Annotated in this window: 23 protein-coding genes and 1 pseudogene; 13 read left to right on the top strand and 11 right to left on the bottom strand. The window is 66.1% G+C overall.

The window, feature by feature from the left end:
• The first annotated feature begins 12 nt into the window (after positions 1–12).
• Both IEY07_RS08595 and tilS read left to right on the top strand, forming a co-directional pair.
• Positions 13–1,083 (top strand): Rv3626c family coenzyme F420 biosynthesis-associated protein, encoded by a 1,071-nt coding sequence (locus IEY07_RS08595; RefSeq protein WP_229669862.1) that lies wholly within the window; start codon positions 13–15, stop codon positions 1,081–1,083.
• On the top strand, positions 1,084–2,034 hold the full coding sequence (tilS, locus tag IEY07_RS08590) for a tRNA lysidine(34) synthetase TilS (protein WP_229669861.1): 951 nt from the start codon (positions 1,084–1,086) through the stop codon (positions 2,032–2,034).
• Here tilS and IEY07_RS08585 read toward each other — a convergent pair.
• Positions 2,015–2,761 carry a class I SAM-dependent methyltransferase gene (locus IEY07_RS08585; protein ID WP_188894766.1) on the bottom strand — a complete coding sequence of 249 codons (747 nt, stop codon included), beginning with the start codon at positions 2,759–2,761 and terminating at the stop codon, positions 2,015–2,017. The genes tilS and IEY07_RS08585 overlap by 20 nt on opposite strands.
• 130 nt (positions 2,762–2,891) lie before the next feature.
• On the opposite strand from IEY07_RS08585, the gene hpt reads away from it, so the two are divergent.
• The 3 genes and pseudogenes from hpt (at position 2,892) to folE (ending at position 6,755) form a co-directional block, all read left to right on the top strand.
• Positions 2,892–3,443 (top strand): hypoxanthine phosphoribosyltransferase, encoded by a 552-nt coding sequence (hpt, locus tag IEY07_RS08580; RefSeq protein WP_188894765.1) that lies wholly within the window; start codon positions 2,892–2,894, stop codon positions 3,441–3,443.
• Positions 3,444–3,672: 229 nt separating this feature from the next.
• Positions 3,673–5,775, top strand: a pseudogene (ftsH, locus tag IEY07_RS08575) (ATP-dependent zinc metalloprotease FtsH); the annotation flags it as partial.
• Positions 5,776–6,155: 380 nt separating this feature from the next.
• On the top strand, positions 6,156–6,755 hold the full coding sequence (folE, locus tag IEY07_RS08570; protein WP_188894872.1) for a GTP cyclohydrolase I FolE: 600 nt from the start codon (positions 6,156–6,158) through the stop codon (positions 6,753–6,755).
• Positions 6,756–6,883: 128 nt separating this feature from the next.
• Here folE and IEY07_RS08565 read toward each other — a convergent pair whose 3' ends face one another.
• A complete protein-coding gene (locus IEY07_RS08565; RefSeq protein ID WP_188894764.1) occupies positions 6,884–7,810 on the bottom strand; it encodes a type IV toxin-antitoxin system AbiEi family antitoxin in 927 nt (308 codons plus the stop codon).
• Between the two features lie 323 nt (positions 7,811–8,133).
• Here IEY07_RS08565 and folP point away from each other — a divergent pair, with 323 nt between their 5' ends.
• The 5 genes from folP to IEY07_RS08540 all read left to right on the top strand — a co-directional run bounded on the left by folP (position 8,134) and on the right by IEY07_RS08540 (position 11,411).
• The gene (gene folP / locus IEY07_RS08560; protein ID WP_444543319.1) at positions 8,134–8,991 is read left to right on the top strand and encodes a dihydropteroate synthase; all 858 of its coding nucleotides are present in this window, start codon (positions 8,134–8,136) and stop codon (positions 8,989–8,991) included.
• A 117-nt stretch (positions 8,992–9,108) separates the two neighbouring features.
• On the top strand, positions 9,109–9,483 hold the full coding sequence (gene folB, locus IEY07_RS08555) for a dihydroneopterin aldolase (RefSeq protein WP_188894762.1): 375 nt from the start codon (positions 9,109–9,111) through the stop codon (positions 9,481–9,483).
• Positions 9,476–10,036, top strand: a complete 561-nt coding sequence (gene folK / locus IEY07_RS08550) for a 2-amino-4-hydroxy-6-hydroxymethyldihydropteridine diphosphokinase (RefSeq protein WP_229669860.1) — start codon at positions 9,476–9,478, stop codon at positions 10,034–10,036. The genes folB and folK overlap by 8 nt, the downstream gene beginning before the upstream one ends.
• Positions 10,037–10,173: 137 nt before the next feature.
• A complete protein-coding gene (locus IEY07_RS08545) occupies positions 10,174–10,659 on the top strand; it encodes a DUF3180 domain-containing protein (protein ID WP_188894761.1) in 486 nt (161 codons plus the stop codon).
• A gap of 50 nt (positions 10,660–10,709) precedes the next feature.
• Positions 10,710–11,411, top strand: a complete 702-nt coding sequence (locus IEY07_RS08540) for a hypothetical protein (protein ID WP_188894760.1) — start codon at positions 10,710–10,712, stop codon at positions 11,409–11,411.
• A 48-nt stretch (positions 11,412–11,459) separates the two neighbouring features.
• Here IEY07_RS08540 and IEY07_RS08535 read toward each other — a convergent pair whose 3' ends face one another.
• Complete coding sequence (locus IEY07_RS08535) at positions 11,460–12,656, bottom strand: NADH-quinone oxidoreductase subunit D-related protein (RefSeq protein ID WP_188894759.1); 1,197 nt, start codon at positions 12,654–12,656, stop codon at positions 11,460–11,462.
• A gap of 29 nt (positions 12,657–12,685) precedes the next feature.
• Positions 12,686–13,504 (bottom strand): SAM-dependent methyltransferase, encoded by an 819-nt coding sequence (locus IEY07_RS08530; RefSeq protein ID WP_188894758.1) that lies wholly within the window; start codon positions 13,502–13,504, stop codon positions 12,686–12,688.
• A 391-nt stretch (positions 13,505–13,895) separates the two neighbouring features.
• Here IEY07_RS08530 and IEY07_RS08525 point away from each other — a divergent pair, with 391 nt between their 5' ends.
• Both IEY07_RS08525 and IEY07_RS08520 read left to right on the top strand, forming a co-directional pair.
• Positions 13,896–14,219 (top strand): histone-like nucleoid-structuring protein Lsr2, encoded by a 324-nt coding sequence (locus tag IEY07_RS08525; RefSeq protein WP_188894757.1) that lies wholly within the window; start codon positions 13,896–13,898, stop codon positions 14,217–14,219.
• A gap of 826 nt (positions 14,220–15,045) precedes the next feature.
• Positions 15,046–17,568, top strand: a complete 2,523-nt coding sequence (locus IEY07_RS08520) for an ATP-dependent Clp protease ATP-binding subunit (RefSeq protein ID WP_188894756.1) — start codon at positions 15,046–15,048, stop codon at positions 17,566–17,568.
• A 160-nt stretch (positions 17,569–17,728) separates the two neighbouring features.
• Here IEY07_RS08520 and IEY07_RS08515 read toward each other — a convergent pair whose 3' ends face one another.
• The gene (locus IEY07_RS08515) at positions 17,729–18,955 is read right to left on the bottom strand and encodes a metal-dependent hydrolase family protein (protein WP_188894755.1); all 1,227 of its coding nucleotides are present in this window, start codon (positions 18,953–18,955) and stop codon (positions 17,729–17,731) included.
• A gap of 78 nt (positions 18,956–19,033) precedes the next feature.
• On the opposite strand from IEY07_RS08515, the gene IEY07_RS08510 reads away from it, so the two are divergent.
• The gene (locus tag IEY07_RS08510; protein ID WP_188894754.1) at positions 19,034–19,897 is read left to right on the top strand and encodes an EamA family transporter; all 864 of its coding nucleotides are present in this window, start codon (positions 19,034–19,036) and stop codon (positions 19,895–19,897) included.
• 16 nt (positions 19,898–19,913) lie between these two features.
• Here IEY07_RS08510 and IEY07_RS08505 read toward each other — a convergent pair whose 3' ends face one another.
• The 6 genes from IEY07_RS08505 to IEY07_RS08480 are packed head-to-tail and all read right to left on the bottom strand — an operon-like array spanning position 19,914 to position 25,877.
• Positions 19,914–20,465: a peptidylprolyl isomerase gene (locus IEY07_RS08505; RefSeq protein WP_188894753.1), complete on the bottom strand. Its 552-nt coding sequence runs from the start codon at positions 20,463–20,465 to the stop codon at positions 19,914–19,916.
• A gap of 11 nt (positions 20,466–20,476) precedes the next feature.
• A complete protein-coding gene (locus IEY07_RS08500) occupies positions 20,477–21,325 on the bottom strand; it encodes an ATP-binding cassette domain-containing protein (RefSeq protein WP_188894752.1) in 849 nt (282 codons plus the stop codon).
• A complete protein-coding gene (locus IEY07_RS08495) occupies positions 21,322–22,176 on the bottom strand; it encodes an ABC transporter ATP-binding protein (protein ID WP_188894751.1) in 855 nt (284 codons plus the stop codon). The genes IEY07_RS08500 and IEY07_RS08495 overlap by 4 nt, the downstream gene beginning before the upstream one ends.
• Entirely contained in the window at positions 22,173–23,174 is a 1,002-nt protein-coding gene (locus IEY07_RS08490; RefSeq protein WP_188894750.1) for an ABC transporter permease, read from the bottom strand. The genes IEY07_RS08495 and IEY07_RS08490 overlap by 4 nt, the downstream gene beginning before the upstream one ends.
• Positions 23,171–24,115 carry an ABC transporter permease gene (locus tag IEY07_RS08485; protein WP_229669859.1) on the bottom strand — a complete coding sequence of 315 codons (945 nt, stop codon included), beginning with the start codon at positions 24,113–24,115 and terminating at the stop codon, positions 23,171–23,173. The genes IEY07_RS08490 and IEY07_RS08485 overlap by 4 nt, the downstream gene beginning before the upstream one ends.
• A 4-nt stretch (positions 24,116–24,119) precedes the next feature.
• Positions 24,120–25,877 carry an ABC transporter substrate-binding protein gene (locus tag IEY07_RS08480; protein ID WP_188894749.1) on the bottom strand — a complete coding sequence of 586 codons (1,758 nt, stop codon included), beginning with the start codon at positions 25,875–25,877 and terminating at the stop codon, positions 24,120–24,122.
• Positions 25,878–26,048: the final 171 nt, after the last annotated feature.

Raw genomic sequence — 26,048 nt, 5'->3', positions numbered from 1 at the left:
AGAGTGCGGGCTATGAGTACGACGATGGTCGACTGGGATGTCGCGGTCACGACCGCACGCAAGCTGGTCAAGCCCGGACCCGAGATCTCCATGGAGGGTGCCCTCTCGGCCGTCGCCGAGCTCCGGGACGCCGCTCAGCGGGCCGAGGTCTACGTCCAGGAGGTGACCGGGCTGCGGGTGCCGAGCGCCACCGCACCGGTGCTCGTCGTGGACCGGCCGGGCTGGATCCAGGCCAATGCCGACGCGTTCCGGACGATCATGGAACCGCTGACCGAGAAGGCCGCGGCCAAGATCGCCGCGACCGGCCGCGCCGGCGGGCAGATGCAGGCTGTCACGGCGCGGGTCAGCGGCGCCGAGGTCGGCGCCCTGCTGAGCTACCTGGCGCCCAAGATCCTCGGCCAGTTCGACCCCTTCTACGCCGGCGCGGTCGACGAGCCGGGCGGACGGCTGCTGCTCGTCGCGCCCAACGTGGTGATGGTCGAGCGCGAGCTCAAACTCGATCCGCACGACTTCCGGCTCTGGGTCTGCCTGCACGAGGAGACCCACCGGGTCCAGTTCACCGCCGTACCGTGGTTGCGCGACTATCTGAACTCGCAGGTGCAGGAGATCGTCGGCGCCGCTGATCTTGATCCGGCAGCGGTACTGGAGATGATCAAGAACGCGGTCTCGACGATCGGCGAGGCGATCCGCGGCAACAAAGAATTCTCCATCGTCGATCTGGTCCAGACTCCTGATCAACGGGCGACCGTCGAGCGGATCACGGCGGTGATGAGCCTGCTCGAGGGCCATGCCGATGTGGTGATGGACAGCGTCAAGCCCGACGTGATCAAGTCGATCGAGACCATCCGCGCCCGCTTCGACGTACGCCGCCAGTCCCAGGGTCTGGATCGGATCGTCCGCAAGCTGCTCGGCCTGGACGCCAAGATGCGGCAATATCGCGACGGGGCCCGCTTCTGCAACCGGGTGATCGAGCGTGTCGGGATGGACGGCTTCAACAAGGTCTGGAGTAATCCGCAGACCTTGCCCACACCGGCAGAGATCGCCGACCCCGATCTCTGGGTCGCCCGCAACCACGGCCTCTGAGTGGCGCGAAAGGCGCTGGGCCCGGCGACACTGGAGATCGTCCAGGCAGTCCGAGCTGTCGCTGGCCATCCGATGGTCGCCGCCGTCTCGGGCGGCGCCGATTCCCTCGCCCTGGCGTTCGCGGTGGCGTATGTCTGCAGCTCGACGGAGCAGCCGTTCGCGGCTGTCACTGTTGATCATGGCCTGCAGGACGGCTCCGCGGACCGGGCTCGAGCCGTACGCGATCAGCTTGTTGATCTTGGCTACGACGACATCACGATCACCAGGGTCTCGGTCGGAACAGGTTCCGGGCCGGAGGCCGAGGCCCGCACCGCCCGGTATGCGGTTCTTGACCACGAAGCGGCCGGACGCGGAGCTGATCTTGTTCTCGGTCACACCCTCGACGACCAGGCCGAGACGGTGCTCCTCGGTCTGGCCCGGGGCTCGGGGCCACGGTCGCTGGCCGGGATGTCCGTGCGCTCGGGGCACCGGCTCCGTCCGCTGCTCGGCATCCGACGTGCTCGGACCCGGGCGGCCTGTGCCGAGCTCGGGCTGGACTTCTGGGACGATCCGCACAATGCCGATCCGCGTTTCACCCGCTCCCGGCTCCGGGCCCGAGTACTGCCGGTGCTGGAGTCCGAGTTAGGCCCCGGGATTGCCGAGGCGCTGGCCAGGACCGCTGATCTCGTACGTGCCGATGCCGATCTCCTCGACCGGCTCGCGGACGATCTGTTGGCGTCGGCCCGGTGGGGGAGCGACCTGGACTGTGCTGTGCTGGCCGGCGCCGACGCCGCACTGCAGACGCGAGTGATCAAATCCTGGCTGACGTCCTCCGGGGCAACCGAGACGTCCTATGAACGCATCCGGGCGGTAGCGGCACTGATCACGGACTGGCACGGGCAGGGCCCGATCGACCTACCGGGACTGACGGTGCAACGCCGCGGCACGCTGCTTACTCCCGAACCGCAGTGACCACGTAGATCCGGCTCGCCGGGGTGACAGGTTCCTGCGACCAGCCGCCGGTGATGGAGCGGACGGTGAGTCCGGCAACGGCCAGGTCGGCGGTCAACTCCTGCGCGGTGCGAAACGCCAGGGTGCTCCGGTAGACCGCATCCTCGCCGGTGACCTCGAAGAGATTGTGTGCGTCGAAGGTGACTTCCTCGGTTGTGACCGAGATCAGCTCGAGCCACTCGGTCATCCGGCCGACCGGCGTGTCCCGGCTGCCTATCGTCCGCTCTTCGGTCCAGTCCTCCCAGGCCCGGTTGTCAGGATTGCGACTCTCGAACGCCAGCAGGCCGCCGGGACGGAGGCCGTCACGGACCTGTTCCAGGGTCGCGCTCCAATCCGCGCCGAGGATGTGCTGGGCGGTGTTGCCGGACATGATGATCAGATCCGCGCGCTGTTCGCCGAGCGCGGAATCGATCACCGACGCATCTCCATCGACCCAGGTGACCGCGGCGGCGCCTGATCGTCGCCGGGCGAAGTCGAGCATGGTGGGAGAGGGATCGACACCGATCACCGTCCGATCGTGGTCCGCCAGTGTGACGGTCAACATGCCGGTTCCGCAGCCGAGGTCGACGATCGTCCCGGCTGCGATCTCGTCGGCCAACGCCCGGTAGAAGTCGTGGTCCGCGCCGCCGGGGTTGTCCCGGTCGTACAGGCCGACCAGGCGGGGATCGGAGAACGGGTCGTCAGCCACGGTCCGGACGATAGCGATCGGTGAGTATTTCTGCGGTCCAGTTTCGCTCCAGCTACCGCGAATCGGCCCCTGAGAGGATCTGGACCGGTGAAATGCACGCCGGACCGCCGGTCGCGTACGCTGACTGACCGTGGATTCCGCAGACGTCGGCGACGAACTGACCAAGGTGCTCTACACCCCCGACCAGCTCGCCTCCCGACTGAAGGAGTTGGCCGGCGAGATCGACACCGAGTACGAGGGCAAGGACCTGCTCCTGGTGGGCGTTCTCAGCGGCGCGGTGATGGTGATGGCCGATCTGTCCCGGGCGCTGAGCATCCACTGCGACATGGACTGGATGGCCATCTCGTCCTATGGCTCCGGTACTCAGTCCTCGGGCGTCGTACGGATCCTCAAGGACCTCAACACCAACATCTCCGGTCGGCACGTGCTGGTGGTCGAGGACATCATCGACACCGGTCTCACGCTGTCCTATCTGATCAGCAACCTGCGCTCGCGCGATCCGGCCAGCCTGGACATCATGACGATGTTCCGCAAGCCGGAGGCAGCCAAGAGCGGGGTCGACGTCCGCTGGATCGGCTTCGACATCCCCAACGAGTTCGTGGTGGGCTACGGCCTGGACTACGACGGCCGCTACCGCAACCTGACCTCCGTCGGCACCCTCTCTCCTCACGTTTACAGCTGAGGTGGTTGCGTGGTTGCGGAGCCTGCGAAGCAACCGCCGTCCGGCGGCCCATGGACTGAACTGAGATGGTAGTCAACGCAAGCCACCCAACCCAGATCGCGGCAGCGGCAGCGAGACGGACGAATGCAACTTTGGATTCGGTGGCTAGCCTTACTCGCGTGTACGGTCGGATAATTCTGGGGACTTCCATCCGACCCGCACGCCCGAACAGGAACCTTCAAGGCAGGTCATGAACGTCAAGCGCATCTTTCGGGGCCCCTTGCTGTGGTTCGTCGTGGCCATCGTCGCAATCGCGGTGATCGTCGAACTGGTGAACCGCAGCGACGGCTACAAGCAGGTCCCGACCTCCCAGGCGGTCTCGCTGATCCAAGGCACCCAGCACCTCAAGCAGGTCCAGCTGATCGATGGTGACCAGAAGATCCAGATCACCGAGGACAACGGCACCAAGATCGAGGCGGTCTGGGTCGGCGACCAGGGCACCCAGTTGGCGGCCGACCTGCAGAAGCGGGTCGACAACCACACGCTGGACAGCTGGGTCGGCAGCAACCCCACCCCGAGCTTCTTCTCCACTCTCCTCGGAACGCTGATCCCGTTCCTGTTGCTGGGCGTGCTGTTCTTCTTCTTCATCAATTCCGTCCAGGGTGGCGGCGGCCGGGTGATGCAATTCGGCAAATCCCGCGCCAAGATCGCCAACAAGGACACTCCCAAGACCACCTTCGGTGACGTCGCCGGCGTCGACGAGGCGATCGAGGAGCTGGAGGAGATCAAGGAGTTCCTCGCCGAGCCCGCCAAGTTCCAGGCGGTCGGCGCGAAGATCCCCAAGGGCGTCCTGCTCTACGGCCCGCCCGGTACCGGCAAGACGCTGTTGGCCCGCGCGGTCGCCGGTGAGGCCGGGGTGCCGTTCTACTCGATCTCCGGTTCGGACTTCGTCGAGATGTTCGTCGGTGTCGGCGCCTCCCGGGTCCGCGACCTGTTCGAGCAGGCCAAGGAGAACGCACCGGCGATCGTCTTCATCGACGAGATCGACGCCGTCGGTCGCCATCGTGGCGCCGGCATGGGCGGCGGCCACGACGAGCGCGAGCAGACCCTGAACCAGTTGCTGGTCGAGATGGACGGATTCGACGTCCGCGGCGGCGTGATCCTGATCGCTGCGACCAACCGTCCGGACGTGCTGGACCCGGCGCTGCTGCGCCCCGGCCGGTTCGACCGGCAGATCTCCGTCGAGGCCCCGGATCTCAAGGGCCGCTACGACATCCTCAAGGTGCACGCCCAGGGCAAGCCGATGGACCCCAGTGTCGATCTCGCGACGGTCGCCCGCCGCACCCCGGGCTTCACCGGCGCCGACCTGGCCAATGTGCTCAACGAGGCGGCCCTGCTGACCGCCCGCTCCAACGTCTCGGTGATCACCAACAGCTTCCTGGACGAGGCGATCGACCGTGTCGTCGCCGGTCCGCAGAAGCGCAGCCGGTTGATGGACGAGAAGGAGAAGTTGATCACGGCCTATCACGAGGGCGGGCACGCCCTGGTGGCCGCGGCGCTTCCCGGAACCGATCCCGTACAGAAGGTCACCATCCTGCCGCGTGGCCGGGCCCTCGGCTACACCATGGTGCTGCCGGAGCAGGACAAGTACTCCAACTCCCGTGCCGAGCTCCTTGATCAACTGGCCTACATGATGGGCGGCCGGTCTGCCGAGGAGCTGGTGCTGCACAACCCGACCACCGGCGCCTCCAACGACATCGAGAAGGCCACCAATCTGGCCCGCGCGATGGTCACCCAGTACGGCATGACCGAGCGGCTGGGCGCGGTCAAGTACGGCCAGGACAACTCCGAGCCCTTCCTCGGCCGCGACTACGGTCACGGTCGCGACTATTCCGAGGAAGTCGCCGGGGTGGTCGACTCCGAGGTGGCGTTGTTGATCAACAACGCCCATCAGGAGGCGTTCGACATCCTCAACGAGAACCGCGAGGTCCTGGACAGCCTGGTCCGCGCGCTGTTCGAGCGGGAGACGTTGGACAAGAAGGAAGTTGCCGAAGTCTTCAAGGCGCTCAAGATCCGTCCGGCCCGCCCGCCGTGGACCGGGTCGTCGACCCGCAAGCCGTCGGAGCTGCCGCCGGTCAAGCCGCCGAAGAATCCGAACGCGCCGACCCGTGGCATCCCCGGGTCGCCGGGAGCCGACGGTATGCCCCCGGGTCATCAGCCCAACCCGCCGGGGCTGCCCGGCGGACAGCCCGGACCCGGCCAGCCCGGTCCTGACATCCCGCCGGGGCCATCGGGTGATCCGGTGAGCCCGGGTAACCATGGCGGCTACGGCCCCGGCCCTTACGGGCAAGGTCAGTACGGGCAGAATCAGTACGGCCAGGGCCAGTACGACCAGAATCAGTACGACCAGAATCAGTACGGGCAGCCGTCGAACGGTCAGCAGTATGGCCAGGGCTCCAACGGCCAGCAGTACGGGCCGCCGGCCAACGGTCGTCAGCAGTACGGCCAGCCGCAGTACGGGCAGCAGCCGCAGTACGGGCAGTCGCAACCGGGTGCGTACGGCTCGCAGAGCCCCCAGCCCCCGCAGAGCCAGCAGACGCCGTACAACCCGGGTCCGGACAGCCAATACCAGCCGCCCCAGGACGGCCAGAATGGCGAGGGTCACCAGCAGTCGTGACCATCGATGCGGCCTCCGGTGCTCAGCCCGAGGCGGAGACCGACGGTCATCAGCCGATGGTCGGCCGTGCCAAGCTCGGGCCGGGCAACGCCGGCGGATTCGACCACCAACGGGTCGTCAACGCAATCCGGGAACTGCTGATCGGCATCGGCGAAGACCCGGACCGGGACGGCCTGCGCGACACCCCTGAGCGGGTGGCGAAGTCGTACGCCGAGATCCTCGCAGGCCTGCATCAGGACCCGGCCGAGGTGCTGGCGACCACCTTCGACCTCGGCCATGACGAGCTGGTGCTGGTCAAGGACATCGAGGTGTGGAGCGTCTGCGAGCACCATCTGCTGCCCTTCACCGGCGTCGCGCACGTGGGCTACATCCCGGGTGCCAACGGCCGGATCACCGGGCTGTCCAAGCTCGCCCGGCTGGTCGACGTCTACGCCAAGCGGCCGCAGGTGCAGGAGCGGCTGACCACCCAGATCGCCGAGGAACTGGTCAAGACCCTCAAACCCCGCGGCGTGATCGTCGTCCTGGAGTGCGAGCACCAGTGCATGATCATGCGCGGGGTGAAGAAGCCCGGTTCGAAGACCATCACCAGCGCCGTACGCGGTGGCATGCGGGACCCCGTCACCCGCGCCGAGGCGATGAGCCTGATCACCTCCTAGCGGTTCTCCCTGTCTCGGTCTGGCCGCCCCTCGCTTCCCCAAATCCCGTCCTCGCTTCACGCCCGTCTCCTCGCTTCTGTTGCCCGGGAAGCGAGCGCATGGTGGGGAAGCGAGGACCGATGGGGGTGTCAGCGGCGGCTCACACCCGCGTACGGAGTTCCCATCCGCAAGGCATGCAGGATTCGTTCAATCAACTCCTCCGGTCGGTGATACAGGTCATCCCAGACCCATCGGATCACGATCAGCCCGAGTTCACGCATTCGCTCCTCGCGCTGCTTCTCCCGTAGGACGACGTCGGCCACGGTTTCGCCGGGCCGAAGCAGTTTCTGGTATTTGATCTTGCCGTCGAATTCACCGACGACGCCGTACTCACGCCAGAGGAAATCGGGGCGGGCAACGAACCTGCCCCTGCGATCGAGCAACTGGACCTGCAACTCCGGGCGCGGCAAGTTGGCGCTGTGCAAGACCATCCGGCTGATGGATTCGCCGGGTGATTCGCTGAGCTCGTCCAGCAGCGTCGCGGCCCGGCGAGCGCGGTCGATGCCGTGACGGCCCTTCGCCGACTCGAGTTGGGCCTGGAGCGCCGACAACTCGAGGCCGAGACGCAGTGCCCGATCGCCGGCAGCCACGCCGTGGGCCAGTGGAACGGTGCGGGCCAAGTCCACGACAGTTCTCGCTACCGTCGTGACAAGCAGGCCGTCGACTTCGCAGATGTCGGCGGCGCTGAGCTCGGCGACATGTTGATGGACGATAGTTCCTTTCCGTCCACCGGCCGTCCTGCTCCGTGTGATGTGCACTTTGGAGGTCGATGATCCGAACACGGGAAGGTCGTGGACGACGGCTGCAGACCCGAAGCTGGCTACTGACTTACCATCACTGATGGCCATGGTCGATTCCAGGAGCAGCCGATGGCGTTGCTCCACCTTGAGGTCGGCCGGTTCCGTGTAGGCGCCGCGACGTAGGTGCTGGAGTTGATGCTCCCGTACGAGATGAGCAACGTCCTTGGTGGAGTTCCCGGAGGCCAGCAGATCGCGGGTGAGTGTGTAAGTGGTCACACCTTCACACTGGGTCTGGCGCGCTGCAGTGTTTCATCCGATCGCGAATCTGTGGATGACGCTTCGAGATGCTCCGCGGCTGTGGACAGACCGATACCGGCGGGAGAATTCGGGCAGGCCCGCAGCCGCTCCCGCTTCAGTTCGGCCCATCCTCGCCTCACGTCCATGCGCTCGCTTCCGTTGCCCGAGAAGCGGGCGCGCCGGCGGGAAGCGAGGCCCGATTACAAGGGACGGAACGGAAGCGAGGACGGGTTGGGCGGGGCGGAGGTGAAGCGGCGACGGTGCGGCGGGCACCCAGCCATTAGGGTGACCGGGTGAGTGAGCTGCTGGTCGTCCCGGGACTGCCCGCACCGGGGAGAACGTTGGTGATCGGGGTGATCAATGTGACCCCGGACTCGTTCTCCGACGGCGGCAGCTATTTCGATCACGCGGCGGCCGTACGCCACGGCCGCGAGCTGATCGCCGAGGGCGCCGACATCATCGACATCGGGGGCGAGTCGACGCGTCCCGGCGCCGTACGGGTGGATCCCGAGGAGGAGCTGCGCCGGACGATCCCGGTGATCCGCGAGCTGGCCGGCGAGGAATCTGTACGCGACGGCCGGGTGGCCATCAGTGTGGACACCATGCGGGCGCGGACGGCCGAGGAGGCGTACAAGGCCGGAGCCCGGCTGATCAACGACGTATCCGGGGGACAGGCCGATCCAGCGATGATCCCGGTCGCCGCCGCGCTGGGCAGCGCCTACGTCCAGATGCACTGGCGCGGGCATTCGGCCGACATGCAGTCCAGGGCGCATTATGCCGATGTCGTCGCCGAGGTCCGCGACGAGCTGGCCCGGCTGGCCGACACGGCGATCGCCGCCGGGATTGCCGAGGACCGGCTGATTCTCGATCCCGGCTTCGGATTCGCCAAGACCGGCGATCACAACTGGGAATTGATGCAGCACCTCGATGTGCTGCACGGCCTCGGCCGTCCGTTGCTGTTCGCCGCGTCCCGGAAGCGTTTTCTCGGCACCCTGCTCGCCGATCCGGACGGCACGCCACGGCCGCCGAAAGGCCGCGACGACGCCACGGCGGCGCTCTCGACCTGGGCGGCGCTGCAGCGGATGTGGGCGGTTCGGGTGCATACCGTACGGGCCAGTCGGGACGCGATCGCCGTGGTTGAGCGGCTCAGCCGACACTAGGCAACAGTGCCGGATACCGGTAGCTCGGATTCCCAAGCGTCGGTCTGCTGTGCAAGACTCGCCCGGTCTTGGTTAGGACTGACTGACTAGGCTGACACCGCGAGCGGAGGAGGTGACATGCAGGGCCTGGACCGGATCAGCCTGCGTGGCATTTCCGCCCAAGGACACCACGGAGTCTTCGATTTCGAGCGCGAACGCGGTCAGCGATTCGTGGTCGATGTCGTGTGCTCGGTGGATCTCGGTGCAGCCGCGAGCAGCGACGATCTGCAGGACACCCTCGACTACGGATCGCTGAGCGAGGCCGTGGTCGCCGATATCGAGGGTGAACCGCTGAATCTGATCGAAGCACTTGCCGGACGTATTGCCGATACCTGCCTGGCGTCACCACGGGTGCAGACGGTGGAGGTCACCGTGCACAAGCCCGAGGCGCCGATCAACGCCGACGTGGCCGATGTGGCCGTGACGCTGACAAGGAGCCGAATCAGTGAGTAGCCCCAATCCGCATGCCATCGACGCCGACACTCTGAGCGGGATGAAGCCCCTGCGCAAGGTGGTGTTCTCGCTGGGTTCCAACCTCGGCGACCGGCTGGCCAATCTGCAGGGCGGCGTCGACGCGATCAAGGACACCCCGGACGTGATCGTCGTCGACATCTCATCGGTGTACGAGACCGCACCGGTGGGCATGCCCGATGACACCCCGGCATTCCTCAACATCGTGATCGTCACGGAGAGCACCCTGGAGCCCCGGACGCTGCTGGAGCGCGCCCAGGCCATCGAGGACGCCTTCGGTCGCGACCGGACCGAGCCGCACGGATCCCGCACCCTGGACGTCGATCTGGTCATGGTCGGTAATGCCGAGACCAACCAGGACGACCTCACCCTGCCGCATCCCAGGGCGCACGAACGCGGCTTCGTGCTCGTCCCGTGGGCCGAGATCGACCCGGCGGCGGAGTTGCCCGGCCACGGCCCGATCGCGCCGCTGTTGGACCACGTGGGCAGTGACGGCGTTGCACGCCGCGACGATCTGGCCATCGAGGGTGACTGACCCTGCCCGACCTCCCCGATCTGCACCGGCCGTCCGGCGGGCCACAGGAGCCCGGCGGTCCAGGCGATCATGACCCGCAGGGCGGTGACCGCGGCCCGCAGGGCAACCTGAGGCGTACGAGTCCGACCGTCCTGGTGGTGGCCGCGCTGATCGGCGCCCTGATCGGCTGGACGATCGTGGCCGTCACCGGCCGCGACGGCGTACCGCTGCGGGTGGCCTGGTCCGGCCCGATCACACTGCTGGCCGCGGCCGCCGTACTGGTCTGCATCGCCTACGTGCTGCACCTGCGTCTGCAGGTCAACCGGCTGCGGATCCCGGACCGGCAGGCTGTCGCCTGGCTCGCGCTCGGCAAGGCCGCAGCGGTGGTCGGTGCGCTGATGGCCGGCGGCTATTTCGGCTTCGCCGTTCGTTTCCTCACCGACCTGTCCACCGACGCTCCGCGCGAACGGGTGATCCGGTCAGCTGTCGCGATCGTCGGCGGGATCGGGGTGATGCTGGCCTCGCTGCGGATCGAGCGGGCCTGCCTGGTGCCGCCCGACAAGCGCAGCCCGAAGGGTCGATCCGGGCCCGGTTCCCCCTCAGGTCCAGACAGTTCGTCCCACGGTGAGAACGATCACAGCTGAACCGCGTGCCGATGCCTCGCCGCGGCGCCCGGCCGACTAGATTCTGTTCTGTGAGTTCTGCCCCGTCCGCTCGTCGGAATGCCCGGATGCCGCGGCTGCTGCGCGCCAGCCAGATCGTGCTGATCGTCGGAGCCGTGTTGTCGGCCGCTGCCGCCTTCGGACCGCTGCTGGCCGTACGCGTCGGGATCGGCCTGGCCATTGCCACCGCCGTGGTCGCCGTCGTGCTGGCCTTCAAGCACATCCGGCAGGTGCGTCGCGAGCATGCGGCCAAACTGCTGTCGATGACCAAGGATCACGGGGCCGCGCTGACCGCCGAGCGGACCCGCAATGCCGAGGTCGTCCAGGTGCTCACCGATCGCGGTCAGGCCGCGGCCGACCGGGCGATCAAGCAGCAGGCACGGATCGGCGAACTCAACACCAAGGTCACCGAGTTGACCGGCGACAATGCCCGGCTGCGCGGCCAGGTCAAGTCCCGCGAGGTCACGATCGCCGGCCTGCGTGAGACCGTACGATCCCGCGACATCGAGATCCAGATGCTGCGCGCCGACCTCGACCTGGAGGCGATCGACGCCCCCTACACCGAGGTCAAGGGGCTGCCGCGGCACCTGCAGGGCGACAGCGCCGAAGCAGTCCAGGCCGATGAGGCCGAGGATCTGTGGACGGCCTCCGATCACCCGACCGTGGTCGACATGCGGGCCATCGAGGCGCCGCTGCCCAACTACGAAGCCGATCTGGATCGCAAGCAGGCCTGATCCGGGTCCCTGAGCCCTGTCGGGAAGGTCCTGAGCCTTGTCGAAGAGCTACTTGTCGATGTCGCCGACGACATAGCCGCAGGACGCCATCAGCAACTCGAGGTCGTCGATCGGGCAGCCCGGTAGCAGCGCCTCGAGCGCAGCCACGTTGTTGAAGCTCGGCGTCCGCAGCTTGAGCCGCCAGGGCGTCTTCTCCCCGCGCGAGACCAGATAGCAGCCAGCCGTGCCCAGCGGCGCCTCGGTCGCCAGATAGACCTCTCCCTCGGGAAGCTTGACGATCTTGCCCAGCCGTACGCTCACCGGTCCCGGTAGCGTACGCAACCGGTCCGCACACACCGCGACGATCCGTACGCTGCTCCGCACCTCCGCGGCCAGGATGGCCAGCCGGCTCCGTGCCGACCCGTCGGGCGACGGTGCCGCCGTCGCGAGCTCCGGCTGCAGTTGCGGATAGGCCAGGTAGGTCTGCCGGCTGCGGAGATCAAGATCAACTCCGGCGGCCCGGGCTGCAGGACCACTGATGCCGTAGGCCTTGACCAGCTCCGCGGTCAGCGCCGGGATCCGATCGGAAGCGCCTTCCAGGTCCATGATCAACTCGTCGGCCCGGTCGGCGATCGCGACCGCCGCGCCGGTCGCCGCGAGCTCGTCGTCGAGCCAATCATCATCGGCGTCGGTGGCCAGTCCGCCCAGCCTGTTGATCATCGGATGCACCCGGTTGCCGGTCAGCGACTGCAGTTGCGCGCGGAGCAGTTCCCGCAGCTGCGGAACCGGTGACTCATGTCCGCTGCGGGTCCACAGGTAGCCGAGGAACCCCAGATGGCTGGCGATCCGGGTGTGCTCGGCCAGTAGCGTACGCAGCCAGACGGCTCGGACCGGCACCTCGAGCCCTAGCAGCTGCTCGCAGGCCAGCGCGATCGCCAACTCGGCGGCTGCCGGCGCCTGCCAGTCGTGCCGGTCGGCCAGCATCAGGATCTGGCGATAGTCGCGGACCTCGTACAGTTTCTCGGCCCCGCGGTGCATGGCACCGACGATCACCTCGGCCCGGCCGACCCGGGCGGGGTCGTCGGCGGCGGGCCAGACCCGCAGTTCCAACAGGCCCGCCCGGCTCGGATGGTCCGCGCCGAGGTCGAGGAGCACGACCCCGCCGGGAGCCGGATCGGCCACCAGGCCGACGGCAGGCGAGCCGATCAACACCCTCGTCGGTGGCCGGGTCCCTGGGACCGAATCCTGGGCCGTCGAATCCTGCACCATCCCATCCTTCCTGAAATCCGGGCCCGTCAACGCTTCGGGTCGACCGACTGCACCAGCCACCAATGATCACCGAGATTGTCGGCCAACAACCGGCGCTCGCTCGCGAGCTGCAACCGGGCCAGTGTGTCGGAAGCCTCCGTCGGCGGGTCGGGAAGCAACCTGCGGACCGCCTCGCGCTGGCGGAGCAGCAGCTCGGTCCGCGCGCCGGCCGCCTCGCCGGCGGCCCGTACGCTGTCCACCGCGACGTGGGCGGTGAGATTGATCGCCGACGACGGTCGCGGGGAGACCGGGTGGCCGTGCTGATAGCCGGCCAGAGTGCCGCGAGCGGGCCGCTCGTCCAGCTGATGTCCGTAGTCGATTATGATCGCCAGGCCGCCTGCGGGTCGCAGGCAGTCCAGGAGCGTCGTCCAAGCGCGGTCACGCGACCTTCCGGACTCGGCTCGCGCGGACTCCGGCGACCAGCGGTCGAGCCACTCCGCGTCCGGTTCGGCAACCGGGCCGCCGAGCAGCTCCTGGCCATCGCCCTGCACCAGAATCTCCCGCCAGGTCTCCTGCGCACCATCCCGGCCGCGTCCGGCGACCACCGCGGGCAGCTCGTCCAGCCATTCCGCGGCGACGATCGCCAGCGGATCACTGGTCGGAAGGACGTCGGTCAGCGGTGTGGTCCGGCCCGAGTCTGCGGCGGTCCAGGCCTCCCGCTCGACATCCCACCAGCCCCGCAACCAGGTCACCGGCAGGGTCGCCGGCTCCGGCGACCGCAGATCGAGACCGATCAGCCGCAGCTGGCGTGCCCGGATGCCGATCTCGGCCAGCAGCCGGCCGTCGCCGGCGCCGATATCCACCACGGTCGAAATGTCCGGCCGGCCGGCGAGCATTGTCAGAACCATCTCAGCCAGCAGGCCGGTGCCCCCCGAAGCCGTACGAAAGTGTTCGCGGGGTCGTTCATGCTGCCAGAAACCGGCCCGCCCGACCGATGCCCTGTGCCAAGCGCGCTGCCAGCTGATCGCAGATCCGGATGAACGGCTCGGGGCGGAATCTGATGCACTGCGCACCCGACCATCCTGCCGGATGCGGCCGCCGTGCGACTTCTCACCGGACGGGAAAGCAGTCGAGCGCCGTCGGATGGCGAAGTGGCGGGGATTCAGAGAAATCGAAATGTCGGATGCAGGCATTTGTGTACCGATACGCTAGTCTTCAGCCGGGGAATTCACACACTTCGGTGGGAGGGTTTAGAAGATGGCACAGCGCGTTCAAATCATTCTCGAAGATGATTTCGATGGCGGGGAAGCTGACGAGACGGTGGCGTTCGGGCTGGACGGATCCGATTACGAGATCGACTTGTCCAGCGCCAACGCGTCGAAACTCCGCGATGCCTTGGCGCCGTGGGTCGCCGCGGCACGCAAAACCGGTGGTCGTCGTGGCCGTCGCACGGTCCGTGCGGCAGCAGGTCCCGGCTCCGCGGAAATCCGCGCCTGGGCGCAGGAAAACGGTTATCAGGTCTCGTCCCGTGGGCGGGTTCCCGCCGAGGTCCGGGAGGCCTACGCCAAGGCAAACGGATAGCACGCTATTCGTTCGGTTGTTTGATCAACAGGGGTGGTGTTGTCCGAGAGGATAATGCCACCCTTTGGTCATTCTTGTGGATTCTCTGCGGCTAGGCAGTGAGCAGCACAAGAACCGGTGGCGGTTTGCGTGCTAGTCGCAACAAGTTGATCAAGCTTCGGCACCGGTGCGCGGCGGTAATAGCCGCGATGCCGAACTCCGGACCACGAATCGCGATCAGTTGTCGGTCGGAGGCGAAGATCAGAACCGAAGATCAGAACCGAGGATCAGAAGTACGCATCGTGAGTTGCCATCAGAGACCGTCTGGGAAGTCGCCTTTGGGTTCCTTGTTGACGCCGACGACTGAGAAGCATTCCGGAAGCGTACGAGTCTGGCCGGCGCAGGGTCGGTCGCGCACGGGCTGGCCGGGAGGTTGCGCCGAGAGCGAACGGCCCGCCCCTGGTCGGCATCCGAAGCCGGGCCTAACGGGCCGGGTGAACCCATCGACGGCGAGGGTCCAAGGACTCTGACCGGGCAGCGGGATGCCGGGCTACCGGCGCCGCGAAACCCCTCCTCAGTAGGGATTTCAGCTCTCAGCGATGGTCGGAATCCGCCCACGGTCGGGGCCCGTTGACCCAGTGTCGGCCGGGACCGGATCCGATCGCCCGGCGGCTGTGATCTTCGACCGGCAGCCGGCCGGTGGAAGCCGCGGCATCCCAGTGGGGGTCATCACCGGACTCCGGCCCGGTGTGGCGACTAGAGTTGAGGTGATCAGACCCGGACCTCAGGCGGAAGCCGTACCACCCAAGGCACCGGGTCGAGTCGCATCACAGCGAGGAGCTAGTACATGTTTGAGCGTTTTACCGACCGGGCACGCCGGGTCGTCGTCCTGGCCCAAGAAGAAGCTCGGATGCTGAATCACAACTACATCGGCACCGAACACATCCTGCTCGGCCTCATCCACGAGGGTGAGGGAGTCGCCGCAAAGGCGCTGGAGTCCATGGGTATTTCGCTCGAAGCGGTGCGGGAGAAGGTCGAGGAGATCATCGGCCACGGCCACGAGAGCCCGAGCGGGCATATTCCGTTCACCCCGCGCGCCAAGAAGGTACTCGAGCTGAGCCTGCGCGAGGCGCTGCAGATCAATCATTCCTACATCGGGACCGAGCACATTCTGCTCGGCCTGATCCGTGAGGGCGAGGGCGTTGCCGCCCAGGTCCTGGTCAAGCTGGGTGCCGACCTGAATCGGGTCCGCAGCACTGTCCTGCAGTTGCTGAGCGGATTCTCCGGTAAGGAAGCCGCCACTTCCGGTGCTCCCGAACAGGGCAATGCGCCGTCGTCCTCGATGGTTCTGGACCAGTTCGGCCGGAATCTGACCCAGGCGGCCCGGGAGAACAAGCTTGATCCGGTCATCGGCCGGGAGAAAGAAATCGAACGGGTGATGACCGTTCTGTCCCGGCGCACCAAGAACAATCCGGTGTTGATCGGAGATCCCGGCGTCGGAAAGACAGCCGTTGTCGAGGGACTTGCGCAGTCCATCGTCCGCGGTGACGTTCCGGAGACGCTGCGGGACAAGCAGATCTACACCCTTGATCTCGGCGCCTTGGTCGCCGGTTCTCGTTATCGCGGTGATTTCGAGGAACGGCTCCGCAAAGTGCTCAAGGAGATCAAGACCCGCGGTGATGTGGTGCTCTTCATCGACGAGATCCACACCCTCGTCGGCGCCGGTGCAGCCGAGGGAGCGATCGATGCCGCGAGCATTCTGAAGCCGATGTTGGCCCGCGGCGAATTGCAGACCATCGGTGCGACCACCCTCGACGAATACCGCAAGTACGTCGAGAAGGACGCCGCTCTGGAGCGTCGTTTCCAGCCGATCCAGGTGGCCGAGCCGTCGATCGCGCTGACCATCGACATCCTGCGCGGGCTGCGGGATCGCTACGAGGCCCATCACCGGATCACCATCACCGACGAGGCATTGGTCGGTGCGGCCCGGATGGCCGACCGCTACATCTCCGACCGGTTCCTGCCGGACAAGGCGATCGACCTGATCGACGAGGCCGGCGCCCGGCTGCGGATCCGCCGGATGACGGCTCCGCCGGACCTGCGGGACTTCGACGAGAAGGTCGCAGCCGTTCGCCTGGAGAAGGAAGCCGCCATCGACGCCCAGGACTTCGAGCGCGCTGCGGGACTCCGCGACGACGAGAAGAAGTTGCTGGCCCGTCGGGCCGAGCGTGAGTCGCAGTGGAAGCAGGGTGACCTGGACGCGGTGGCCGAGGTCGATGAGGAGATCATCGCCGAGGTGCTGTCCACGACCACTGGCATCCCGGTCTTCAAGCTGACCGAGGAGGAGTCCAGCCGGCTGCTCAAGATGGAGGAGGAGCTGGGCAAGCGCTACATCGGCCAGAACGATGCGGTCAAGGCGCTGTCGCGGTCGATCCGGCGTACGCGTGCGGGTCTGAAGGATCCCAAGCGGCCCAGCGGCTCGTTCATCTTCGCCGGTCCGTCCGGCGTCGGCAAGACCTACCTGACCAAGGTGTTGACCGAGTTCCTGTTCGGGGACGAGGACGCCATGATCACGCTGGACATGAGCGAGTACTCCGAGAAGCACACCGCTTCCCGGCTGTTCGGCTCCCCGCCCGGCTACGTCGGGTACGAGGAGGGCGGCCAGCTCACCGAGAAGGTGCGCCGCAAGCCGTTCTCGGTGGTGCTCTTCGACGAGATCGAGAAGGCCCACCCCGACATCTTCAACTCGCTGCTGCAGATCCTGGACGAAGGTCGGTTGACCGACGCCCAGGGCCGGGTCGTCGACTTCAAGAACACGGTGATCGTGATGACCACCAACCTGGGCACCCGCGACATCGCCAAGAGCGTGTCGTTGGGCTTCTCCCAGGCCAATGACGCCGAGGGCAGCTACGAGAAGATGAAGGCGAAGGTCGCCGACGAGCTCAAGCAGCACTTCCGTCCCGAGTTCCTCAACCGTGTCGACGAGATCATCGTGTTCCACCAGCAGTCGCTGGAGGACATCGAGCGGATCGTCGACCTCCTGGTCAGCGAGACCGAGGAGCGGCTGAAGGACAAGGACATGGACATCGAGCTGACGCCGGCGGCCAAGACGTTGATCGCCAAGCGCGGCTACGATCCGGTGCTGGGTGCCCGTCCGCTGCGCCGTGCGCTGCAGCGTGACATCGAGGACATCCTCGCCGAGAAGATCCTCTTCGACGAGCTGAAGCCCGGTGAGATCGTGGTCGTCGATGTCGCTCCGGAAGGTTCGGAGCTGCCGTTCACCTTCACCGGTACGCGCAAGGCCGAGGTGCCCGACACCCCGGTCGGCGTCACCGCCGGTGCGGACGATTCGGGCGAGCAGGCGTCGTAACCTGCGGTAGTTCGTAGCGGAGAGCCCCGATGATCATCATGATCATCGGGGCTCTTTCGCGTCCCGGATCCCTGAGGCGTCCACGATCCCTGAGCTTGTCGAAGCCCCGCCCTCCGACAGGCTCAGGGAGCGACGACAGGCTCAGGGAGCGACGACAGGCTCAGGGAGCGACGACTACCTGACCGGACCGAATCACCGTACGCGGCCGGCTGTCATCCCACAGCGCCGCAGGGTCGTCCAGAACATTGCCGTCGGTGATCAACAGGTCGCCGATCGCGCCGGGCGTCAGCCGGCCAAGATCATCACGCTGGATCAGGTCAGCGTTGGTCGAGGTGGCACACCTGATCGTCTCGAGGATGCCGAGCACCTCGGACTGCAATCGCAGACCACCCAACTGCTCGTCCTCGAGCTCGCCCATCAGGTCGGATCCGAAGCCGATCCGGACGCCTGCATCGCGGGCGAGTGCGATCGCATTCTGTCCTGAGGTCAGCACCTCGTCGTTCTTCTGCATCGAGACGGGCGGCAGGCCAAGATCAGCCGCGCGCCGAGCCATGGCGTCGTACGCGATCAAGGTCGGCACCAGGAAAGCCTCGTGCTCGGCCATGATCGCAGCGGTGGCGGCGTCGATCAGATTGCCGTGCTCGATGCTGCGGACGCCGTTGATCACCGAGTGCCGAACCGAATCGGCGGAGTAGGAGTGGGCGATCACGTAGCTGCCCCGGCGGATCGCTTCGTCAACGACGGCACGGATCTCCTCTGACGAGTATTGCGGGATCGCGATCGGGTCCGACGGCGAGATCACTCCGCCGGAGGTCATGATCTTGATCGCATGGGCACCCTGGCGGAAGCGTTCGCGAGTCTCGCGACGCAGGTTGTCCACGCCGTCGACAATCCCGGTGTCGTGCGCACAGGCCGTGCTCTCCGGGCTCCGCGGATCGCCGTGGCCACCGGTCTGGCTCATCGGCGCTCCGGTGTAGAGGTAACGCGGGCTGGGGAACAGTCCCTCGCGACCGGCCCGGGCGAAGGCCGGATCACCGCCGGCAGGATCGCGGACGGTGGTGAATCCGCGTCGCAGTGCTCCGGTCAGACGGCGGGCGCCCATCAGGCCGACATAGGTCATCGGCAGGTTGCCGTGCCCGGTCAGATGCGTGGCGAAGGCGTGACAATGCGCGTCGATCAGGCCGGGCAGGACCGTGCTGCCCTGCGCGTCGAGCACCTGGTCGCCGGGAGTGACCTCGGTACCGATCTCGACGATCCGGCCGGCCTCGATCCGGATCGAGCCGGCAACCGGGTCGTGGCCGAGGCCGTCGATGATCACGGCGTTGATCACGCTCAGGTCGGAGTCTGCGACCGGAGTGACGTTGTCGAGCGCGCTGATCGTCGGCATGTCGCCACCCTGCCACAGTCACGTCTCGACCGGCGGAGCGGGCGGCATCCGGCTGAGGCTGCTCGTTAGGGTGAGTGGATGCGATGGCCCGGTGTGCTGGTGCGGCGGATTCCCGCGCCGCTGTTGGTGATCGCGGGCATCATCTCGCTGCAGGTCGGGGCAGCGATCGCCAAGGACTTCTTCGGATCACTGCCGCCGACGGCGTTCGTCTGGCTCCGGCTGCTGTGTACGGCGATCATCTTGCTTGCGGTCGCGCGGCCGCGGCTGACCGGACGCAGCCGTACTGATCTTGTTGTCGCGTTCGCGTTCGGCTGCTGTCTGGCGATCATGAACTTCAGCATCTATCACGCGATGGCACGGATCCCGCTCGGAGTCGCGGTGACGATCGAATTCCTCGGCCCGCTGGGGGTTGCGATCGTCGCGTCCCGTCGGGCGGTGGACGTGATCTTGGTGGTCCTCGCCGCTGCCGGCGTCGCGTTGCTCGGCTTCACCCCGAGTGGACTGAATGTGCCGGGTGTGCTCTTCGCGTTGGCGGCTGCGGCGAGCTGGGCCGGTTACATCCTGCTCAGCACCGAGACCGGCCGCCGCTGGCCGGGGATCTCGGGGCTTGCGGTTGCCAGCGTCGTGGGCGCGATCGGTCTGGCGGCGCCGGCGATCTTGCAGGCGGGGTCCAGGCTGCTGGATCCGAAGTTGTTGATCATCGGCGTGATGGTCGCCCTGATGAGCTCGGTGATCCCCTACAGCCTGGAGCTGAATGCGCTGCGCCGGATTCCCCGCGGAGTCTTCGGCGTCCTGATGAGCCTGGAGCCGGCGGCCGCCGCACTGGCCGGGATGGTGGTGATCGGCGAATTCCTCGAGCCGACGCAGTGGATCGCGATCGGCTGCATCATCCTGGCCAGTGTCGGCACGACCAGCCTGCTGCGCCGACCGCGGAGCACCTGACGCCGCAGCTGTGCGGCTACTTGCGGATGATCTTCGTGATCGCGATCGCCGGCTCCAGGCTTTGGCCCTGGTGCGGAGCATCGTGGATGGCATGGACGACCTCCATGCCGGCGGTGACGTACCCGAAGGCAGCGAAGCCCTGCCCGTCCGGATTCCGCAATCCACCGAAGTCGAGGGCCGGCTGGTCGCCGACACAGATGAAGAACTGTTCCTTGGCCGAGTCCGCCGCCCCGCGGGCCATCGAGATCGCTCCGTCGATGTGCTTGACGCCCGTGTCTCGCGTGCGTTCCAGAGTGATCGGCTCCGGCGGCTCGGAGAGCCTCTCCGGATCGGCGCCACCCTGGATCACCTCGATGGGGACATTGGGATCGGACGTCTTGCCGCCACGGTCGAACTGGTTCTCCATGGTCACGGTGCGATGCATCCGCCCACCGTCGTAAAGACCTTTGTCGATGTGGGACAAGAAATTGGTGGCCGTGATCGGCGCTGCACCGGCGTCGAGCGTGACTTCGATGCTGCCGAGCGTTGTCTCGATCACAACAGGCACGAGGTCGGAAGGGTTGGACATGGAGATCCTTTCTAGTTGCCTGAACTGGCAGTGAGGTTTCCTTCATCCCGGGACTTCCGGGCAGACTCCCACTCCGGGTTGATCCTGGGGACGGCGGAGAGCAGGGTCCTGGTGTATTCATGCTGTGGATTGTCGAAGATCGCGTCGCGTGGTCCCTGTTCGACCAACCGGCCGGCGCTCATCACGGCGACCTTGTGGGCGATCTGGCGGACGACCGCGAGGTCGTGAGCAACGAAGATGTAGCTGAAGTCGTGCTCTCGTTGGAGATCGCGCAGCAGGTCCAGAACCTGGGCCTGGACGGACACATCCAGCGCGGAGACGGCCTCATCGCAGATCACCAGCTTCGGCTCGACTGCCAGCGCTCGGGCGATCCCGATGCGCTGGGCCTGACCGCCGGAGAACTGCATGGGGTGGCGGGCGGAGTGATCGGGGTTGAGACCGACGCGGTCCATCGCCTCTTTCACCGCTTTGCGGTAGCCGCCGCTGACCTTGCGGCCCTGGTATCGGAGCGGGGCGGAGATGATCTGTTCGACGGTATGCCGCGGATTGAGCGAGGAGTACGGGTCCTGGAAGACCACCTGGACGTTACCTCGGAAGTGTCGCAGGGCAGCACCTGTGCGGGTGGTCACATCCTCGCCCTGGAATTCGATCGAACCGGATGTCGGGTCGATCAGGCGCGCGACCATCCGGGCGGTCGTCGACTTCCCGGAGCCGGACTCTCCGACGACGCCGAGGGTCTCCCGCTGGCTGAGATCGAAGCCGACATCGTCAACGGCCCGGAACTGTTTGCGCGCCGATTGCTTGAACTCCTTGACCAGATTTTGGACCCGGAGCAGTGGTGTGTGGTCATCGAAGCTCATCGCGTGCCTCGCAGGGGTTCGGGAAGGTCGACGATGTCGTCCAGGCGTGGCGTCGCCGCCAGCAACGCGCGGGTGTAGTCGCTTTCAGGCCAGGAGAAGATCGCTTCCGCTGTCCCTTGCTCGACCGTCTTCCCGCGTTGCATCACGACGATGGAGTCGGCGACGTCGCTGACCACGGCCAGATCATGGGTGATGAACAGCATTCCTGCTCCGGTGCTGTCCTGGAGGTCCGACATCAGGGTGAGGATCTGGGCCTGCACGGTGACGTCCAGAGCTGTCGTCGGCTCGTCGGCGATGATCAGATCGGGTTGGCATACCAGCGCCATGGCGATCATCACGCGTTGACGCATGCCGCCCGAGAACTGGTGCGGATAGTGGTCGACGCGGCGCTCGGCGTCGGGAATACGGACCTGTCTCATCGCCTCGACCGCGACGCCGCGTGCCTGTCGCCGGCTTCCACCACGGTGAGTCCGGTAGGCCTCGGCGATCTGGAAGCCGACGGTGAAATACGGATTCAACGACGACAGTGGATCCTGGAAGATCATCGCGATCCGATCGCCGCGCAGCCGTCGCATGGCACTGTCGGGATTGCCGAGCAGTTGCTCGCCCCAGTACGAGACCGAGCCTTCGACTGCAGCACCTTCGGGGAGCAGTCCCATGATCGCGAGCGAGGTCATCGACTTGCCGGATCCGGACTCGCCGACCAGCCCGATCGTCTTGCCCTTCTCGATCGTGAAGTTGATGTCATCGATCACCCTGGATCCGAGTGCAGGGAAGGTCACCGTCAGTCCCTCGACGGAAAGCATCGCACCGATCCGGCCATCGGGCTCGGGTGCCGTGGTGAGCTTCATCGGCTCGCCACCCGGACCCGTGGGTCGAGGACCGAGTAGGCCAGGTCGACCAGGAGATTGGCGATGATCACCGCAAAGGCCGCGACGAGGGTTACACCCATGATCACCGGTTGGTCATTGGACTGGATCGCGTCGTAGGCGAGCTTGCCGACCCCGCTCAGCCCGAACACTGTCTCGGTGATGAGCGCGCCACCGAGGAGGGTAGCGAACTCCACGCCGAACAGGCTCACGACCGGTGTCAGGGAGGGCCGCAGAGCGTGCCGGAACAGGATCGGTGCCGGTGCCAGGCCCTTCGCCCGGGCAGTCCGCATGAAGTTCTCTCCCATCGTGTCCAACATGTTCGCCCGGATCAGCCGGGCGTAGGTCGCGGCGTACATCAGAGCCAGCACGATCCACGGCATCAGATACGCCTTGAACCAACCCGAGGGATTCTCACTGAACGGCACGAGCGTCGGGAAGGGCAACAGCTTCAGCTTGACAACCAGGAGGTACTGCAGGACCAATGCGACGAAGTAGTTGGGCAATGAGATGCCGCCGAGCGAGACCATCATCGCGCCGCGATCCCACCAGGTGCCCTTCTTGACCGCTGAGATCATGCCGCCGGAGATCCCGACCAGAAGCCAGAGCACCGCCGCGCCGGCAGCCAATGAGATGGTTACCGGAAGCCTGGAGATGATCGTGGTCAGTACGTTCGTGCCGGACTGGAAGCTGAATCCGATACACGGTGCGGAGCACTGAACCGCTGTCGCACCGGCTCCGTACGCGCGGCCGGCAAAGATGCCGGCCAGGAACGCCCAGAACTGCTTGAGGAAGGGCTGATTGAGTCCGAGCTGCTCCCGGATCGCGTGGATCTGGTCAGGCGTGCAGGTTTGACCACAGATGTTGGCGGCCGGATCCGGGGTGAGCCAGAAGAACACCGCGAAGGTCAGGAAGATCACGGCCAGCAGGGTGATCACCGACGCCAGGAATCGCTTGCTGAGGTAAGGCAGGAGAGTCATGCCGTGGCTCCCGTCGCCCAGCGCTGCAGGTTGTCTCCGAGGATGGTGAAGGAGAAGACCGTGAGAAACAGGAACATGCCGGGGATCGCGAAGAACATCGGATCGGTCGAGTACCACGGGACCGCCAGTGCGATCATCTGGCCCCAGGACGGTGTCGGAGGGGTGACACCGACACCGAGAAAGGAGAGTCCGGCCTCGGTGGCGATGAATCCCGGCACAGCCAATGTGGCCATCACGATCACGGTGCCGGACAGATTCGGTAGGACTTCGGCGAAGACGATCTTCAGCCGATCGGCGCCGGACGCCCTGGCCGCCTCGACGAACTCACGGTTTGCCAGCGACATCGTCTGGCCCCTGATGATCCGGGCCGTCGCCGGCCACCGGAAGACGCTCAGCACGACGACAAGGAGCAGTGGACGGTTGCCCTGTGGAATCGCCGACAGTACGGCGATCATGAAGATCAGGGCCGGGAAGGCCATCAGGAAGTCCATGATCCGCGAGATGACCTGGTCGACCCGGCCACCGAAGAAGCCGGCGATCATCCCGAGCGAGACGCCGAGTGCAGTCGTGATCAGCATCGCCGAGATGGCGATCAGCATCGAGACCCGGGCGCCGAAGGCGATCCGGATGAAGATGTCACGCCCCTTCTGAGGCTCGACACCGAACCAATGTTGAGCGCTGATCCCGCCGAAGTGTCCGAGTGGGATGCCGCCGGCCGCGGCGTCCAGCGCGGTTTCGTTGAAGGAGTAGGGGTCATTGCCGGTGATCTTCGACAGCACCGGCGCGAAGATCGCCATCAGCGCGATCAAGATCAAGTACGCGACCGAGAGCGCTACGGACGGCTTGCGGAGGAAGGTCCGAAGTGCGCGCCCGCGGGCGCCGGCGGCCTCCGGAGAGTCCGCCAGGCCGCCCTCGAGCGTGCCGGAGAGTGAGACCGCCACGACGTCACTTCCCCGGATCGATCAGGCCGAGATCCTCGTAGCCGATGTAGCCGGTCGTGTTCTCGTGAGCGAACGCCCCACCCACATTCGATCCGACCATCTGCAACGGCGTCTCGCGCAGCAGCGGCACCAGCGGTGCGTCCTTCATGATCAGCTCGTTGGCCTCTCCGAAGGCCTTGTCCTGCGCCGATTCGTCGGTCAGCTTCTGCGCGGACTCCAGTGCCGCGTTGATCTTCGGATCGTTCAGCATCGAGTAGTTGGCGTTGCCGGTCGACGTGATCGTGTCACCGTCGAAGTGCTGACGGAGCAACGGAAGCCCGGAGTTCCAGCCGGTCGCGCACCATCCGGAGATGGTCATGTCGTGCTGCTGGCTCGGCGTCGCGATCACCTGGTAGAAGTTGGCCGCGTCGATCACGTTGAGCTTGACCTTGATACCTGCCTTGGCCAGTGAGGCCTGGACCGCCTCGGCCTGCGCCTGCCACTGAGGGATACCGCGCACGTCCATGGTCAGGGTGATGCCACCGTTGGGGTAGCCGGCCTCGGCCAGCAACTGCTTGGCCTTCGCCGGGTCACCGTTGTGTCCCGGGGTCGGATAGAGGTTGAAGTCGGTCCGTCCGGGTGTGTTCGGCAACTCCATGTCGTCCGCGACAGTGGCGAAGTCCGGGCCGCCAGTGGCGTTGACGACCGAGGTCTTGTCGACGGCGTAGTTGATCGCCTGCCGGACTTTGAGGTTGTTCAGCGGCTTCGCCGTCATCTTCAAGGAGAGGAACCAGGTGCAGGCGGCCAGGTCGTGGACGGTGCGGGCCTTCAGCTGTGGGTTCTGGTTGAGCTGCGGGATTACCGAAGGGAGGATCGGGTTGGTGCTGGAAGCAAGAGCGTCGACGTCCTTGCCCTGGCCGGCGAGCAGTCGCTGGTCGATGGTGTTCTGGTCGAGGTTCAACACGAATTCGAAGCTGTCGGGGTAGGCCGGACGGATCGGGTCGGTCTTGGCGTTCCAGTGCGGGTTGCGAACCATCACCAGCTTCTGGGAGTGGACGAAGCTCTTGATCTCGTACGGCCCGCTGGCGATCGGACTCTTGTCGATCTGTGTCGAGGTGCTCACTTTGCCGACGGGGAAGGGCGTCGTCGACGGCTGGGCGAGGATGTAGCCGAAGCCTGCGACGGGCTGGTTCAGGTCGAACTCGATCGTGGTGTCATTGATGATCTTGATCGAGTCGAGGCCCTTCGGGTCCTTGAAGTAGCCCTGGTACTTCGACGCACCCTTGAGGTACTGCTTCATGTAGTCGCTCGAGCCGGAGAACTGCGGATCCATCGCCCGCTCGATCCCGAACTTCACGTCCTGTGCGGTGATCGGGGTCCCGTCCTGGAAGGCGATGCCGCTCTTCAGGTGGTAGGTCCAGACCGTCGCACCCTTGCTCGAGGTGCCGGCGCTGGTCGCCAGGTCTCCCACCAGGGTCTGCTTCTGGGTCTTGTAGTCGTACTTGTAGCCCGTGAGCTGGCGGTAGATGAGGCTCATCATGTTGGTCACGTCGCCGCCGGTGCCCAGCGCCGGGTCGAGATGGGCGAAGTCGACGGCACTGAAGATCGTGACCGTGCCGCCCTTCTTCGGTGTGCCGGTGTAGAGCGCGTAGCCACCCTTGGCGCTCATGTATCCCTGGACACCGGAACCGGTCGAACCGGTGTCCCCGCCGCCTCCACAGGCGGCCAACAACAGTGCTGACGATGCCACGGAGGCAACGACGAGCTTGCGAAGACGGGTCATGATCTGGTCCTCATCTCGTACGAATCCCGACGGAAATAGCGCATAGGGGAGGCCGTGTCCGCGGCATAGAAAATCGCACGCGATGTGACATGTCACTCCAGTGCTGACGCTATCCGCCAAGCAATGACTTTGGTGTTTACTCCTTGTTACAGGCTTGTTTCTCATTGCAAT

The organism is Microlunatus endophyticus, from assembly GCF_014646195.1.
Classification (GTDB): domain Bacteria; phylum Actinomycetota; class Actinomycetes; order Propionibacteriales; family Propionibacteriaceae; genus Microlunatus; species Microlunatus endophyticus.
The sequence above is the reverse complement of the archived record's forward strand: the minus strand, read 5'-3'. Positions and strand labels throughout refer to the sequence as shown.